The following is a 16,571-nucleotide window of genomic DNA, read 5'->3' on the forward strand; positions in this document are numbered from 1 at the left end:
TCTGATTCAGAATAATTGCGTGTTGGCAGTGCGATTAATTGATGTGCGTCAATTAACAACCACCACCTCTGTCACAATTACGGTTTTTGGTATAAAAACAAGGAACTTTTCATTTCAAGTCGTCTTGAGAATTATCGCATAATGGATCCGCTCAGAAGGCATCTGAGATTTGATATTCTTTTAATAAATAATAGTTAGGGACGAAATAATATGAAGTTAAAATTACTAACAGTGGCCGTCTCTACACTTCTTGCTGCAGGAACTTTGCAGGCAGCTGAAGTGTATAACAAGGACGGAAACAAACTCGACCTCTACGGGAAAGTGACCGGCCTGCATTATTTCTCTGGTGATAAAGGTGAAGATGGCGACCAGACCTACGCGCGTCTGGGCTTTAAAGGTGAAACGCAAATCACCGATCAACTGACTGGTTACGGCCAGTGGGAATATAACTTCAGCGCCAATAACGTTGAAGGTGACAATTCCGGAGACAAAACGCGTCTCGCGTTCGCGGGCCTGAAGTTTGGCGAGTATGGTTCTCTGGACTATGGTCGTAACTATGGCGTTGCTTATGACATCGGCGGCTGGACCGATATGCTGCCTGAGTTCGGTGGTGACACCTGGACGCAGACCGACGTCTTCGCAACCGCGCGTACTACCGGCGTGGCTACCTACCGTAACAACGGATTCTTTGGCCTGGTTGACGGCCTGAACTTTGCCGTACAGTACCAGGGTAAGGAAGAGAAACGTGATAATCTGGCGAAAGATCATGGCGATGGTTGGGGTATGTCCTCTTCCTATGAGTACGAAGGATTTAGCGTAGGTGCGGCCTATGCGGCTTCCGACCGTACCGATGCTCAGGTTAGCCAGGGTCGTAATAACCCGGGCCTCTATGCTCGTGGTGAAAAAGCAGAAGTTTGGGCTGCCGGCCTGAAGTATGACGCCAACAACATCTACCTGGCGACGACTTATGCTGAAACCCACAATATGACCAAGTTTGGTGGCGACTATATTGCTAATACCGCGCAAAACTTTGAAGTGGTTGCCCAGTATCAGTTCGATTTTGGTCTGCGTCCATCCATCGCCTACCTGAAATCAAAAGGCAAAGATCTGGGCCGCTACGGCGACCAGGATCTGGTTGAATACATTGATGTAGGCGCGACTTACTACTTCAATAAAAACATGTCTACCTACGTGGACTATAAAATCAACCTGCTGGATGACAACACGTTCACCAAAGATGTCAAGATCAGCACCGACAACATCGTTGCTGTAGGTATGACCTACCAGTTCTAAGTCATGCGTTTTATCGTACAATGCCTGCCAGCTAACCCTCCTGGCAGGCATTTTTTTGGTGAAAGCAGGGCGATAAAAAACCCGACGCCGTTTCCAGCGCCGGGCAGGGAGAGAAGGGGAATTTAGGGCGCAGTACTGAAAAACTCACCGAATTTCACCGCCAGCCAGCCAACCGGGGTGGTTGCTCCTCCGACGATATTAGTGATTTCAGACATCCCTTCCGGCACCGGAATATTAGAGTTGACCGCTGCCTGGGTGTACTCTTTCGAAATATCCGTACCGACGTACAAAATGCAGGTTATCACCAGCGTACCGGTAATAAACATGCGGAACATATTGCGTTTACAGAACGGCGTAACCATTGCCAGCAGGAACATCAGCGAGGCCAGGTCGACAAACGGCAGCACGCGGTTGCCCGGCAGGATAATTGACAGCACTACCGCCATTGGGATCAGCAACAGCCCGGTCGCCAGCACCGAAGGCTCGCCTATGAGCAGCGCTGTATCCATCCCGATATAGAAATCGCGGTTAGGGAACTTAGCCTTCAGCTTAGCTTCAGCGGCATCGCGAACGATCAGTAAACCCTGAACTAAAATTTCGATCATTTTTGGTAGCAGCAGCATAGCGGCGGAAACTTTAATCGCCAGCGATACCGCAGCTGAAACATCGTATCCGGCAAGGAAGGCCAGCAGCAGTCCCAGCACGAAGCCCAGGGTTAGCGGTTCACCAAAGACGCCGAATTTCTTATTAATACTCTCCGGGTCGAAATTGATTTTATTGATTAGCGGGATCTTATCAATAATATAGTTACAGGCAATACCAAACGGGACATAGGTTATACAGGTAAGATGGGGGAAAGAAATCCCTTTAAGATTATAGTTTTTTTGTAAATATGGTGCGGTTAAATCTGCTGCCAGCAGGGTTAAGACAAATATACCGAAAGTAATACCGACTGAGAGCCAGTAGTTACCGGTTCCGGCATACACTACCGATCCCATAATCAGGAAAATCCAGTAGTTGAATATATCGATATTGACCGTTTTGGTGAGTTTGAGCAGCAGCATGGCGATATTGATAACGATAAAACCGACGACCACCGGCAGCATCAACGGCGAACCCCAGCCGATGGTCGAAGCGGTCGGCCAGCCAGTATCCACCACAGTTAGCTGCAGGCCAATGCGCTCAACCATCGCCTGCGAGGCCGGGCCGATGTTGGTTAACAGCAGACCAATCACCAGGCCAACCCCTTCAAAGCCGATCCCCACGAGCATCCCGGCTTTAAATGCGGTGCCGATTTTTACCCCAAAACAAAGTGCGATAATAAAGAATATTACTGGCATCATTACTGATGCCCCCAGACTAATAATGCTGTTGATAATATCCATAATAATTCCTTAAACAGGCTGCTGAATTGGGCACGAGCGAACCCGTGCCCAATGGGCCGTATAAAAATCTTAACTGGTTCTTTTAATATTTAGCCGAGTTTCTTTAATAAGATCTCAGAAAATAACTTTGGCGAATTGCTGAATGCGTCAATCGTGCTACCGGCAATATGCGGCGTTATCGTGACGTTATTCAACGTATAAAACGCGCTAGCGTCCGGCAAAGGTTCATCATCAAAAGTATCCAATGCCGCGCCCATAATTTTTCCTGCCTGAAGTGCGGCAATCAGATCCTGTTCGTTGATTAACCCTGAGCGTGCCGTGTTGACAATAATGGCGCTCGGTTTCATTAGCTCAAAATGATGGGCGTTGATCAGGTTTTCGGTTTCCGGCGTCATGCGGGCGTGTAGCGACACGACATCCGCCCGCTGAACCAGTTCGTCCAGCGAGTCCACCTTTTCATAGCAATCGTGCCCGGAGACGTATTTATCATAAAAGATAATCTCACTGCCGAAACCGCGCAGGAACCCGGCGACCAGCTGGGCAATGTGCCCCAGCCCGACAAGACCGACCACTTTACCGCCCAGTTCAGGAATGGCCTGGTAGTTAGGGCTGTCTTTGCGCCAGAACTTATCGCGCAGCGCGTCGTGTGAACGGGCGATATTGCGCATTTCCGCCAGGATCATGCCGACTGTAAACTCCGCTACGCTGCGGGCGTTGCGCCCCGGCGTGTTCATGACCTCAATTCCGCGGGTTTTCGCCACTGTCTGGTTGACGTTTTCAATTCCGCCGCGCAGCACGCCCACGTACTTGAGCTTTGGCAGTTTATCGAAAACTGCCGCATTAACCGGGGCGAACTGGGTTATCAGGATCTCAACGTCCTCTGCCCCCTGGAGCAGGGCGGCGGGCAATGCCACCGCTTCAGCGCCTTGTTGCTCAACTTGTAAATTGTCCTCCTGTAGCTTTTCGATTGATTCATGCGACCATTCGCGAACTTCCACCTCGATACCTTTATCTTTAAGCGCTTTCAGACCTGCGTCCATCATCGCTGCATTGATAAAAAGATCGGCAATTGCCAGACATTTCATAATGATTCTCCATAAATTAACGCATCAACATACCGCCGGTGACATCCAGAGTTGCTCCCGTCATATAGCTGGTTTTAGGAGAAACCATGAAGACCCCAATGTCGGCAATTTCCTGCGGTTGGGCCACCCGGCCCACCGGAATACGGCTGACGTAATAGTCAGGGTTTTGTTCAATGTTTTTACGGATCATCGCGGTATCCATGATGCCGACGGCGATGTTGTTGACATTGATTTTTTGTTTTGCCACTTCACGCGCCAGCGAGATAGAAAAGGCCACCAGGCCCGCTTTACTGGCCGCGTAGTGGGCATGGCCTGTGGTTGAGCCGTGGAAGGCCGCCTGGGAAGTAATGTTCAGAATGCTACCCGCCTGATCTTTACTCAGACAGTGATTTACAAACAGCTGGCTTAAGTGGAAGACCGCCTTCAGGTTGACATTCATCACCTTGTCCCAGTCCTGCGGCGTGATTTCGGTGACATAGCCACTCAGCCAGATCCCGGCGTTGTTAACCAGAATATCGGCATTACCCAACTTCTCGATGCAGGTGGCGAACAGATTCTCCCGGCTTTGCTCATCGGAAAGATCGGTTTTAACCGCAATAATCTCGACGTTGGTGATGCTTTTCACCGTTTCGACCAACTGTTCCGGGCACTCTTCATCACGCATATACGTGAAGCAGATGTTGACCCCCTCTTTGGCCAGCGAGAGGACAAACTCTTTGCCGAGTCCCGTTGCGCCGCCGGTAACGATAGCTGTGCGATGGTGTAAATTCAGATCCATACTTTCCTCACTTAATGCGTGATGTAGTTACTGCAGCTTTTCCACGGAGACTGCATTTCCGATAACAGGTTTTTGTAGAGCTGATACTTATCCTGATAGACCTTGTTGTTGTCCGGATTAGGGGCGACGGTTCGCGAAACGTGAACCATCTCGTTTGAGGCGGCAAAGACATCATCAAACCAGCCAACCATCACTGCTGCGGTCATCGCGGTGCCCAGCGTGCCGTGCTCTTTAACGTCAACAATCTCCAGAGTGGACTGGAAAATGTCGGCAAAGACCTGTAGCCAGACCGGGGAGTTGGTGACGCCGCCCGCAATGCGAATAGTGCGGCTTAAATTTGGGTTGATATTGCGTAAACGCTCGGTGTGATAAAGATGACTGAACGCGACGCCTTCGTAGATTGCGCGCAGGAAATGCGCCTTTTTATGGAAACTATTGAGTCCGATAAAACCCGCTGAAGCATCCGGGATGGTGTTGGATCCAAATACAAACGGGAAGAACAGCAAGTGGCTTTCATCGGCGGTGGTTGTAGAGACCAGTTCATTGCACAGCTCATAGACCGATGAACCCTGTGCCGCAGCGGTTTTGCGGTCACTTTCCATGAAGTTATTGATAAACCACTCAAGATTGCTGGCGGAAGTCGGGCTGGCCTCGGTGATTAACCATTTGCCCTCAATCGGGTAGATAGAGGTCATAAACAGATCTTTATCGATAACGGGATGGTCGGTCACGTATTCGTTGATGCTCCAGGTCCCGGTGATGATCGCCAGCTTATCCAGGGTATTGATACCGGAAGCGACGGATGAAGCGGAGATATCAAAGACGCCGCCGGAGACCGGCGTTCCCGCGCATAACCCAGTTAACCGGGCTACTTCGTCGGTAATATAGCCGCAGCAATCTGTGGAAAGCTTAATCGGCGGGAGTTTGTCGCGAAGCTCGGCGAGCCCCCACCAGGCCAGCAGCGATGAATCATAATCACGGTCGCGGACGTTGATCAGGTTGGTGCCTGAGATATCGGTGAGTTCGAGGAAGGCGTCACCCGTCAGGTAAAAACGAATCAGATCCTTGACCATAAAAATGTAGCGCGCCTTACCCAGCGTTTCAGGCTCGTGGTCTTTTAGCCAGGCGAGGAGGGCAACGGGCTGCCCGGCCCAGATTGACTGCATGGTTTTTGGCAATATTTCGGTCAAGAACGTTGGTTCGCGGTACCACTTTTCAACGTACGCTTTCGCCCGGCTGTCGGTGGAAATAATCCCGTTACGCACCGGTGTACCGGTTTCGTCCACCATATACAGTCCGTTGCCGTGGCCGGTCACCGCCACGCCTGTAATCTGGCTGGCGTCGATACCGGACTGGGCAATAGCTTTTTTAATCACTTCAACGTTTGCCGCCCACAGTTCGTTGATATCGCGCTCGGTATGAAATTCCTTTGGCGTTAGCATTTGCGTTGATTTTGAGGCGATGGCCACCACGTTACCGCTGCGGTCATAAATCGCCGCTTTGGTCACGGTGCCGCCATTATCAATACCCATGACATATTGTTGGTTCATTTTCGTGAACTCCTTATTAGTTACCATAATCCGGGTTCGCTGGTGGTGATACCCTTAAATCCGGCATGGAATATTTTATCAACGAGGTATTTCCGCTTAACAAAGCCTCCGGCGATGAATATCACGTCAAAGCCTTTTAAATTCCGGCTAATCAATTCCAGACACTGGCAGGCATATTCAGCAGGTAAGATCTCAATGGCATCCGGCGGGTTATGTTTAACAATATCGATGGACTGGTCCAGCGAACGCGAATCGATAAGCAACACCCGAAAGATAGTTAACAACCCCTCTTTTTTGGCAAATCGTAGGGCCGAGAGATTGGACGAAATAACACCATCAACTTTGTAGTAATTTTTTAACAAACTGATCCCCGCCTGGTCTGGCTTAAAACCACCCAGCAACTCCAGGTGAATAAGGACTTTCTTGCCACTTTGATGGCATTTGCCAATCAGTGATTGCAAATTTCCGATATTCGCTTCGGATAACAGTACATATTCTGAAGGGCAGGCTAACGCCTGTTCAAAATGTTTGTATTTTCTAACTGACGGTATGATGGTGTTATTTAAAAACATATTAGTATCCGTGTGATTAAGCCATGTAGAGGCTGTATGCATCTTCCGCTGTGGCATTTTCATGGATGATGGCATTCAGACCTGCTACTACTTTTGCGGGCTGTGGGTCCTGGGTAATATTACGGCCCACCGCTACGCCTTTTGCGCCAACCTGCATGCAGTGCTCGACAAACTTGAAGTAGCCATCAATACCGGTTTTTGGCCCACCGAGCGCCAGTACCGGCACGCCGCTTGCTTCAACAATCAGTCGGTCATCCGCGGTACCAGTGAAGCGCGTTTTGATAACATCAGCGCCAAGCTCAACAGCGATGCGCGCCGAGGCGGCGATAATGGCCGGGTTGTTGGAGTCATCGCTGGTGACGGGGTAGCCGTACGGTAGAGATTCAACGATCAGCGGCACATTCCAGCGGTCAGCGGCCTGCGCCAGCTGCATCGCCATGATGTGCGTTTTTTCTTCATTGAATGCACCGGGGAAGGTCATGCAAACCACGCCTTCGGCACCGACTTTCAGTGCATCTTCGATGGAAAAAACCGGAGTCGTATCGGGAACGGTATTATCAAAAATACTCACCGTGCTATCGACGCGTAATACAACGGGAACGCAATTGAAAACCTCGCGGAAATTTTTGAGCATGCCATAAGTAACCAGCGCACAATCCAAACCACTCTCAACCAGGGTAGGGAGCTGGTTTATTGTATTATCAATACCATTTGTTTTGGTTGAAAAATAGTAGCCATCCAGTGCCAGAGTGACTGATTTACCATCTTTTGCGAAAATGCGAGAGAGACGACGTTCTTTAGACATTTTTTTACTCCTGAGATAGAAAAACAAAAAAAGCCCTCAGAGACTTTCGTCTCTGAGGGCTTTCGATTCACTTACCCTTTTGATAACCGTTCAGTAATCCAAACCATTATCAATTAAATTTTTTTAGCTTATTGGGAAGGGTTTAAATTCTGTTTAATTTAAATCCGTTCTCCTGCTTGATTAAATTACTAACATGCTTACGATCTTACTGTCCAACGCTTGTTTAGAAAATGAGAGATTCATCACAATATTTCATTAAGGTTAATCTGAAGTGAAATGTGTGACTGAAGATATTGGATTATTCAGATAACAGGAGTGTTTCGAGCACAAACTGCGCCAGAAATAACAATGTAGCAATAAATGCAAGCCATTTCACCGGACGAAATTTGTGTTGCGGAATTGACGTGTCGCGTAGGTATGCGAACCATTTTCTCTTTTTCATTAATGACATCCTGTCCCTAAAAATGATGTCGACTCAGACGACAAATGTACTCGTAACCTGATATTAATGAATCAGACGACAATATCCATAAATAAATTAGAGTGGTTTAGGTTTCATTCAATTACTTCGACACAAATTATATGGCGAAAATGGCCAGATGACCTGCGTATGAGCCATCTCGCAGGTCATCATCAGCATCCAAATGGATTCACAACTCGTGATCCCACGGCGGATTGGCTCCTGGCCTTGAGACCGTCACTGCCGCCGCCCGCATACCGAGGTCAACGGCATGACGCACCTGCTCACGTGACAGTGTCACTAATTTGCTTTTCTCAAGACATTGCGCCTGAGACAGGCTGGCTAAAATCCCGGCATTGACCGTATCTCCGGCACCGACGGTGTCAGCAACGTGCACGCTAACGCCGGGAACATGCAGTTTGAAGTTAGCCGTCCACGCATCAGCACCATCCGCACCACGGGTCACAACGATAAGTTTTGGACCCAACGTCAGCCAGCGGGCAATAACCTCATCTTCGCTTGCGCGCTCGCCAAACCACGCAAGGTCTTCATCGGAAAGCTTGACGATATCCGCCAGCGCAATCATCCGCATCATCCGCGCCAGGTGTTTCTCGCGGTCCTGGATGAAAATTTCGCGGATATTCGGGTCGAGGAACATCACCCGGCGCGGTGCTTCTCGCACCATCAGCGATTAATACACGCTGCCACAGGGTTCGGCGATCAGGCTGATGCAGCCGAACAGAACGGCGGAAACATCATCTTTCAACGCGGGCAGGTCGCTGTCTGCCAGCATTCTGCCCGCGCTATTCTCATCGTAGAAAGTATAGCGCGCCTGCCCGTGTACCAGTCTGACGAAGGCCAGCGTCGTCGGCAGCGGCGCTCGTGTGGAAGGTGAGAAATCAACCCCGGAAGCTTCAAGAGACTGGCGCAGCATATCGCCCATAAAGTCATTTGAGAGACCAGAAAACAGGCTCACCGGCATTCCCTGGCGACCCAATGCGATCGCGGTATTAAACGCCGCACCGCCGACGCAGGGAATAAATGCTGAGGCATTCTCGCGGGTTCGACAGGGCAGCATATCGATTAAGGCTTCTCCACAGCACAGGATCATTGGTCGTCTCCTTTGCTCACTGATATGTACGGCGGCGTTTCCAGTTGATTGGCAATATGCATCCAGTTATCGGCAAATATTCCGCAGGCAGTTTTGATATCAACCCCGACAGGCAGTTCTGGGCACTCGTTTTCGCCGTTACTTCCCCAGTTGACCCATCCTGACTGACGGCGTTGGACTATCTGAAAAGCGCCGGAGGGTTGAGAAGTCCACCAGATCATTGCCCGACCGCTTGCTGAATCATATTCGACGGTTTTACTGGCCGGACCGGGAAAAATGGTTTCATCGGGCACGGCGGAAACATCCACAGGCGAATCGGTGAGTATCCACTCCCGTTCATTCAGATCGGCCCTGAGGTGCGCTCTGGCGCGGACTAAGCCAAGTCTTTCACGGATCTCAGCTTCATCGAGCACGTTCTCCCAGCGGCAGAACATTCTCCAGTAAAGATCCCAGTGTGCAGATGCCATATCACAAAGCTGTTCGCGGAATTCGGCAAATTTCGAGCTTTGATTCTCTGAGGTAGTGACGGTATGGGCGACCATCGCGACCAGCTCTTCGGCGTAGGGGTCGCCTGCGCGATAGCGGGTGCCGCCGTGAGCGGCGAAGCGATCGAATACCAGCTTTCCGGGGCCGCTTTCAAACTCGTCGCCAACGGTAATTTTATTGGTCACCGAGCGTCCGTTAATCACGGTTGAAAAATCATCTACGCGGTAGCGGCGCTGAAACCAGGGGGTATTCCAGCTGAACTTCCAGTCAATAGAAAAGCGCTTACCGCGCAGTTCCGGTAATAAACCATCGGGGATCGTTCCATGCATTCGATAGTGATGATAGACCGGACCTTCTTCGATCGTTTCAATATCAACGAGGGTATGTTCAGGCGGGTTAATCAGGCCGTTTTCGGGGGTAAAGAACGGGCCGTAAAATCCGCCGATGGCATTATTTCCGGAAGGAAGGAGTTCGATGTTGTCCTCCCGGCGGCGGAAGTGGCGCAGACCCCACTTGGATGAACCCACCCCCTGAGCGGTTCCCCGGCACATTTCCAGATCAAAGCAGCCGGTATTAAGACGGGCAAAGCAATCTGCCTCTTTACCGTTCAGTTTTTGAATGCCCGTGGCCTCACGGGTTTCGGCATCAGTGCAAGGACGCTCAAGTCGTAAACGAAGCGTGCCGGTAAAGCTGACCGTAGCGATGAACGTTGTACTATTTTCCACCACCGAATGGTTAAGCCGTTGGCAAAGGATCCGCTCTCCCGTTTCGGCAGTGGCCCACCACAACGGTTCTGGCAAAATGTCCGGGATAGTGAACGTAATGGGTTCATGATCCCGAAGGCCGTTGAGCGGGTCTTTTAGCGTAATTTGGTATGTCATGGCCATATACTCCATCAGAATTTAAGCAAGCGAAAACCCGCCGCCTGAGCGGCGGATAAACAAAGCGACATGGAAAGTTAGCGTGGTCGGGCGATCTCTTTTTTCCGCCAGAAGGTGAACAGCTCCGGGTGCTGCTTCAGCCCGTCTATCGCCACGGCGAGTATGATGACGATGCCTTTGATTAAAAGTTGGGTGAAGAAGGGGACGCTCAACAGGATCAGCCCTGTGCTAAGTACGCCAAGGATCACTGAGCCTATCAGGGTGCCGATAATCCGCCCGCGTCCACCGGCAAGGCTGGTGCCCCCCAGGACAACCGCCGCAATCGCGTCCAGTTCATAGCCTGTCCCGGCGGTAGGTTGGGCGGAGATGACCCTCGCGGCAAAGATAATGCCAGCCAAACCTGCGCAGACACCGGCAATCATATAGACGGCGGCAAGAACACGTTTCACCCGTACACCGGCCAGACGAGCAGCCTGAGCGTTGCCGCCGACGGCATAGATATGACGCCCGAATCGGGTACGCTCAAGGATGAACCACGCCAGCAGATAAACCACCAGCATGATAATCACTGGAACAGGGATACCGGCGATATAACCATTTCCCAGTTCACGGAAGCTGAGACTACTCGAAACAATGGGTTGTCCTTCGGTAATGGTGTAGGCCATACCGCGCAGAAACGTCATCGTGCCGAGGGTCACAATGAAGGGGGCGAGGGCGAGATAAGCGGACAGGACGCCATTGAGCAGCCCGCAGAGAGCACCAACGCCGATGCCGGCCAGAATCGCCAACGGTGCCGGGATGCCGGCCATCGCAGCAACGACCGAGACCACGCCGGAGACGGCGACGATAGAACCGACGGATAAATCAATGCCGCTGGTTAAAATCACGAAGGTCATGCCTGCTGCCAGGATGGCGTTAACGGAAATCGATCTGGCAATATTCAACAAGTTATCGACCCGATTGAAGTTAGGGGCAAAGGTCGACATCAGGATCAGCAGTACCAGCAGAACGATCAGAATCCCCACCCGATCCCACCATTTTGCAAAATCAAACGGCGCGTTGACCGGCAGTTCCGTCACTGGTTTATTGTTGTCCATGGCATTCTCCGGGTTGACTGGTGAAGGTTCCTGTTGCGTGCAGCATCACTTCTTCTTCCGTTGCTGAATGTGAAGGTAACTGGTGAACGATACGGCCAGCGCGCATGACCAGTAGTCGGTCGCTGATCCCAATGGCCTCGGGCAGGTCGGAAGAGATAACCAGAATGGCTTTTCCGGCGCGGGCGAGCTTGTCGATCAGTTCGTATATTTCTCTTTTCGCGCCAATATCGACGCCGCGCGTGGGTTCATCGAGGATCAGCAACCGTGAGTCGCGTAGCAGCCAACGCGCCAGCGCCGCTTTTTGTTGGTTACCGCCGGACAGGGCGCTGACCGGCAGCTCAACTGCATTTTCTCGCAACCGAAGTCTGCGCATCTGTTCGAGAACCGCCGTGCGGATGGATTGACGTTTGACGACACCGCTGGCGACAAAGTTATCGAGAGAGCTAATATCAATGTTGTGTTCAACCGAGTGCCCCAGGAACAGCCCCTGCGTTTTTCGGTCTTCAGTCACCATCCCAATACCTTCTGCGATGGCGGCGGTAGGGTCTGAAGGGTGGATCGCCTTGCCATCAATATGCACGCTACCGTGGGTTCGCGGATCGGCACCGAACAATAGCCGGGCGACTTCGGTGCGCCCGGAACCGACCAGTCCGGACATGCTGACCACTTCCCCCGCCCTGACGTCAAAAGTCACCGGGCCGGTTGCGCTACCCGCGAGTTCTCTGACATCCAGCAGCACATCTCCAGGCGTGCGGGGGTCGTGTTGATACAAGTCGACAATTTGCCTTCCCACCATCATGCGCACGATATCAGTGGTGGAGACGCTACCCATGGTTTCCGTGCCGATCCAGGTGCCATCGCGGAACACCGTGACCCGATTGGCCAACTGCCATACTTCTTCCATGCGGTGTGAGATATAGACCATCCCGACGCCGTCCTGACGCATCTGTTCAATCAAGCGAAATAACTGCAGCGTTTCCGTTCGCGACAGGGCCGCTGTTGGCTCATCAAGCACGAGCACTTTGGCGTTTTCACTGACGGCGCGGGCGATTTCCACCATCTGCTGGCGCCCGATACTGAGCGACCCGAGCGGTGCATGCGGGTCAATATCCGCATTGATGCGATCCAGCTTATGCTTTGCTTCCCGGTACATCCGTTTCCGGTCGAGAATACCGGCAAAGGTCGTAGGCTCCTGACCGAGAAACAGATTTTCCGCCACCGTCATATCCGCAACCGTATTCAGTTCCTGGTGGATAATGGCGATACCCTGCTTGCGAGCATCACGAGGTGTGCGTATATCAATCTCATGCCCATCTTTAAAAATGGCACCGCTGTCGCGCTGCTCATTTCCGGAAAGAATTTTCATCAGCGTGGATTTACCCGCCCCGTTTTCACCCATCAGGGCGTGAACCTCTCCGGCAAATAAATCAAAACGTACATTGTTCAGCGCCAACGTCGCGCCGTAGCGTTTTGAGATCCCCTCAAGCCGGAGCAGGGGTTGTGATGATCTGTCGGCCATTGTCTTTACCCTCCGGGATGAACCTGAAATTCATCCCGTTTATCGCATCTTGAAGTGATGTTTTTACCAACCCGGATAGCTACTCACGTTATCGCGCGTGACCAGTACGCTGGGGATTAAAATGGTATGGGAAGGTACGGGTTTATTCGCCACGATATCCTGAGCAAGCGATATGGCCTGGCGTACCATTTCTCCGGGGTTTTGCGTTGCTGTACCGATAAACGGTGAGCCGCTGCGTTTTAGCTCATCAACTGCTTCCGGGCTGCCGTCTACGCCAGTGACTTTGATGGTGCTTGCTTTGCCCGCCTGTTCAACGGCCAGTACGGCGCCCAGAGCAGAGGGATCGTTCATACCGAAAATACCGGAAACATCCGGGTTGGCAGTGAGCATATCGGTGGTGACCATCAGGCCGGAAGCACGGTCGTTGCGCGATGCCTGCTGACCGACGATTTTGATATCCGGGTATTTTTTAGCGACGTTTTTACACCCTTTAATACGGTCGATAATCGTCTGGATCGGCGTTCCATCAACCAGCAGCACTTTGCCTTTTCCGCCCATCTGGCTGAACAGATATTCACAGGAGGTTTCTCCGGCCTGGATGGCGTTGGTCATGATGGCGGCGTCAGCACCTTTAGCGGGCGTATCGACCGCAATAACGATGATGCCCGCGGCTTTTGCCCTTTGAATTGCGGGCTCAATCCCGGACTCGTCAACCGCAGAGATAATAATGAGATCCATTTTTTGCTGAATAAACGCATCAATCTGGGTGTTCTGATTTGCCAAATCGACCTGCGCGTCTTGTACGTTAATGGAGGCACCGATCTCACCAGCGGCTTGCTTAGCATTTCTCTCCATTGCCGAAAAGAACGGGTTGGACATGTCCTGCACCATTAGTCCAATACGGGCAATTTTTTTGCCCTCCTGGGACGCGGCGCTGGCGGTGGGAGAAAAGCCGGTCATGGTGGCGATGACCGCTGTAACCGCGACAGCCAGCCATGCTTTGCGAAGTTTAGTCATGTTCTGCTCCTGTAATTATCTCGTTGTATGACGGTACGGCCAGGTATGGGGGAACCTCAGAAATAATTCCCTGATGTTGTTTTGTAATATTGGCTGAACGCTCAGCCATTATTTAAATAGATGAAAATGCGTCTTTTATTTCTTATTCGTTTTGCTACAGCCGCAGGACTGGCGAACAACCAGCTCGGCGGGCACTCTGAGTTGCGTTGTGGTGTCTCCTTTTCCTTCTTCTTTTATTAATCGGATCAGCATTTCTGCAGCCTGTTTGCCAATTTCTTCACTATTTTCATTCAGTACGGTGAGCGGCGGATTTAACAGCGGCGCCCAGTCAAATTCGTCATAGCCAATAAGGGCTATATCGTCGGGAATGGCGATTTGCCGTTGCTGGAGTTGTTGAAGCGACCCCAGCAGAATAGGGTTGTTACCGGCAATAAGTACGTCGGGCAACTGCGTCTGGCTATCGAGGTATTGACTCAGTTTTTCAGAAGCTGAATGCGCGTCGTTTTCGGTTTCCAGCACCCGCAGCGTTGCGCCGCAGCGTTCTGCCGATTCGCGGATCCCGCGTTCGCGTTCAAAGCGTGTCGTCCAGCGTTCGGGGTAGATAAGCAGCAGCCAGTTTTTATATTCGTGCTGCGCCAGATGTTCCCCAACTAACAGGCTGGCGTGATAATTATCGGTGGTCACGCTGGGAAAATTATGATCGCCCCGAGGAGGGGAATCGACAAAAACCACCGGAATATCCCATTTAGCCAGCAGACTCAGGCTCTCCGGATGGAGCGTCACCGTCGAAATGATGCCCGCCATTCGGGATTCAATCAGGCGGTTAATCATGCGATCTTCCTGGGTCCGATCGTAGATACCGTTTACCGCAATATCCCCAAGAACCACGGTCCATTGCGAAGGTTGCAGCATATGCTGAATCCCGGACATCAGGTTGAGGTAGTAGGAGTTCGAGGCGTGTGCGGTGATAACCGCCACGGAATCCCTGCTGGAACGGCGTAGCGCCTGGGCTGCACGATTAGGGACATAGCCAAGTTCCCGCGCCACCTTGAGTATCAGTTCCCGGCTATCATCCGCAACGCCATCTCCGCCGTTTAGCGCACGTGAGACGGTAAACATTGAGAATCCTGTTGCCTCACTGACGTCCCGCATTGTCGCTTTTCGCATTTTCCACTCTCTATCTTTATGAGCATCAACTGGTGATATAAACGATTATTCCATTAACCTAAACGTTTATGATGTAAAACATAAACGTTTAGGTTTGTTAGATCAGTGAGCGGTTTCTCGTTTTGTGAACAAGATGTAATCAAGGTGGTTTGTGAATGAAATTTGATATTTATTGATTTCATGCATGATTGAACGCTCAATCATTTTGTTACTCTTGGCCTATTCGTTCGCCGTCAGACAGGGTAGTCGCGTTGGAAATCTTTTTTTAACCCACTGAAAAGTATTCTCTAAATATTTTTCACATCGCAAAAAATCACGGTCCGTTAAAGATGGATCCGCTTTTGTATGGGTTAAAAAAAGGGTTACCATGAAAGTCACATGGAACGTCAGTCCTGTGGGCTACCAGCTGATTAGCAAACGCTGTCCCTCATGTCATGGGGCGCAGGATTTCACGCCATCCGGAGCCTTCCGGATTAATTCGCAAAAAAAGGTACTGGATGTCTGGAGTATCTATAAGTGCGTGCGCTGTGCCTACACCTGGAACATCAGCCTGTTCTCTCGTTTGCCAATCGGCAAAATCAATCCGCAACTCTATGGGCAACTTGTCGCTAACGCTGAATCTGCCGTTCATCACTATTCTCACGATCTGCAGGTTCTGCGGCGCAACGGCGCAACGCTATCAGGTTCGCCTGAATTCGTTGTTGAAGAGTGGTGGCAAATCAGCCTTCTTCGCACTTCTCGCGTTAGGGTAAGAGTCAAACTGGAACGTACTTTTCAGGTCAGCTTGCTGGCGGTGCTGCGCAGTCATCTGGGCCTGAGCGGCAACGAAATCCGCAAGCGCCTTGATTCGGGAGATATTGCGGGTATTACGTTGAAGACGTTGAAAGCACGAAGATTAAGGCCAGAAGGGTATACGCTTTATATCGCTACGGAAGTTCTCCTGGCGCACAGGCGTATTCAATTATCTGCAGGATCTGACCTGAGGAGAAAATAGCCAGTACCCCGGATAGTTATTCTATCCGGGGAGCTGCCTCGCAAAAATTAACTCTGGTTGCCATGAGAGGAAAAACGACCTTGCATTTATTACTGGGTATTTATACAGTTTTAGCACGTGTAACAACACGCCAATTGCGTCGATTGCAAGAGCGACGCCAGGCAATCCGAACGCCGTCACGGCGGAATCTGTGTTTACCAGAGTTTTCGCGGAAAGCCCCTTCCTTTGAGGTAGGGGATGTAGAGCGAAAACTCTGGTAAAAACGAATAGCACGAGGCAGATCGTTGGTGCCAAGCATGATATAGGAAAACATGGTGCCTCCTGGATTTTCGCCTGAGTAACATGTCAATCTAGCAGCTATGGCGGTGACA

Annotated in this window: 13 protein-coding genes and 1 pseudogene; 2 read left to right on the plus strand and 12 right to left on the minus strand. The window is 51.1% G+C overall.

What is annotated here, in order from left to right:
• The first annotated feature begins 210 nt into the window (after window positions 1-210).
• Window positions 211-1,293, plus strand: a complete 1,083-nt coding sequence (gene ompC, locus HV127_RS21345) for a porin OmpC (RefSeq protein ID WP_182238573.1) — start codon at window positions 211-213, stop codon at window positions 1,291-1,293.
• 122 nt (window positions 1,294-1,415) lie between these two features.
• Here the strand turns inward: ompC and HV127_RS21350 are convergent, their stop codons facing one another.
• The 12 genes and pseudogenes from HV127_RS21350 to HV127_RS21405 form a co-directional block, all read right to left on the minus strand.
• Window positions 1,416-2,678, minus strand: a complete 1,263-nt coding sequence (locus tag HV127_RS21350) for a PTS transporter subunit IIC (RefSeq protein ID WP_181486266.1) — start codon at window positions 2,676-2,678, stop codon at window positions 1,416-1,418.
• 89 nt (window positions 2,679-2,767) lie between these two features.
• Window positions 2,768-3,763 carry a 2-hydroxyacid dehydrogenase gene (locus HV127_RS21355; protein ID WP_182238575.1) on the minus strand — a complete coding sequence of 332 codons (996 nt, stop codon included), beginning with the start codon at window positions 3,761-3,763 and terminating at the stop codon, window positions 2,768-2,770.
• Between the two features lie 16 nt (window positions 3,764-3,779).
• Window positions 3,780-4,541 carry an SDR family oxidoreductase gene (locus HV127_RS21360; protein WP_181486264.1) on the minus strand — a complete coding sequence of 254 codons (762 nt, stop codon included), beginning with the start codon at window positions 4,539-4,541 and terminating at the stop codon, window positions 3,780-3,782.
• Window positions 4,542-4,552: 11 nt separating this feature from the next.
• The gene (locus HV127_RS21365) at window positions 4,553-6,091 is read right to left on the minus strand and encodes an FGGY-family carbohydrate kinase (protein WP_182238577.1); all 1,539 of its coding nucleotides are present in this window, start codon (window positions 6,089-6,091) and stop codon (window positions 4,553-4,555) included.
• A gap of 20 nt (window positions 6,092-6,111) precedes the next feature.
• Window positions 6,112-6,663, minus strand: coding sequence for a glycerol-3-phosphate responsive antiterminator (locus HV127_RS21370; RefSeq protein ID WP_181486262.1), 552 nt, complete (start codon window positions 6,661-6,663; stop codon window positions 6,112-6,114).
• A gap of 16 nt (window positions 6,664-6,679) precedes the next feature.
• Window positions 6,680-7,468 (minus strand): phospho-2-dehydro-3-deoxyheptonate aldolase, encoded by a 789-nt coding sequence (locus HV127_RS21375; RefSeq protein ID WP_112214963.1) that lies wholly within the window; start codon window positions 7,466-7,468, stop codon window positions 6,680-6,682.
• 650 nt (window positions 7,469-8,118) lie between these two features.
• Window positions 8,119-9,039 (minus strand): annotated as a pseudogene (locus HV127_RS21380) (carbohydrate kinase).
• Window positions 9,036-10,406 (minus strand): hypothetical protein, encoded by a 1,371-nt coding sequence (locus tag HV127_RS21385; RefSeq protein ID WP_182238579.1) that lies wholly within the window; start codon window positions 10,404-10,406, stop codon window positions 9,036-9,038. Before HV127_RS21385 ends, HV127_RS21380 begins: the two are co-directional and overlap by 4 nt.
• 77 nt (window positions 10,407-10,483) lie before the next feature.
• Window positions 10,484-11,503, minus strand: a complete 1,020-nt coding sequence (locus HV127_RS21390) for a ribose ABC transporter permease (protein ID WP_182238582.1) — start codon at window positions 11,501-11,503, stop codon at window positions 10,484-10,486.
• Window positions 11,490-13,022 (minus strand): sugar ABC transporter ATP-binding protein, encoded by a 1,533-nt coding sequence (locus tag HV127_RS21395; RefSeq protein ID WP_182238584.1) that lies wholly within the window; start codon window positions 13,020-13,022, stop codon window positions 11,490-11,492. Before HV127_RS21395 ends, HV127_RS21390 begins: the two co-directional genes overlap by 14 nt.
• Window positions 13,023-13,085: 63 nt before the next feature.
• On the minus strand, window positions 13,086-14,039 hold the full coding sequence (locus tag HV127_RS21400; protein WP_181486257.1) for an ABC transporter substrate-binding protein: 954 nt from the start codon (window positions 14,037-14,039) through the stop codon (window positions 13,086-13,088).
• 135 nt (window positions 14,040-14,174) lie between these two features.
• Window positions 14,175-15,206: a LacI family DNA-binding transcriptional regulator gene (locus tag HV127_RS21405; protein ID WP_182238586.1), complete on the minus strand. Its 1,032-nt coding sequence runs from the start codon at window positions 15,204-15,206 to the stop codon at window positions 14,175-14,177.
• A 367-nt stretch (window positions 15,207-15,573) separates the two neighbouring features.
• On the opposite strand from HV127_RS21405, the gene HV127_RS21410 reads away from it, so the two are divergent.
• Window positions 15,574-16,200 carry a DUF1062 domain-containing protein gene (locus HV127_RS21410; protein ID WP_182238588.1) on the plus strand — a complete coding sequence of 209 codons (627 nt, stop codon included), beginning with the start codon at window positions 15,574-15,576 and terminating at the stop codon, window positions 16,198-16,200.
• Window positions 16,201-16,571: the final 371 nt, after the last annotated feature.

It is taken from the genome of Klebsiella sp. RHBSTW-00215, from assembly GCF_014103785.1.
Lineage (GTDB): Bacteria > Pseudomonadota > Gammaproteobacteria > Enterobacterales > Enterobacteriaceae > Klebsiella.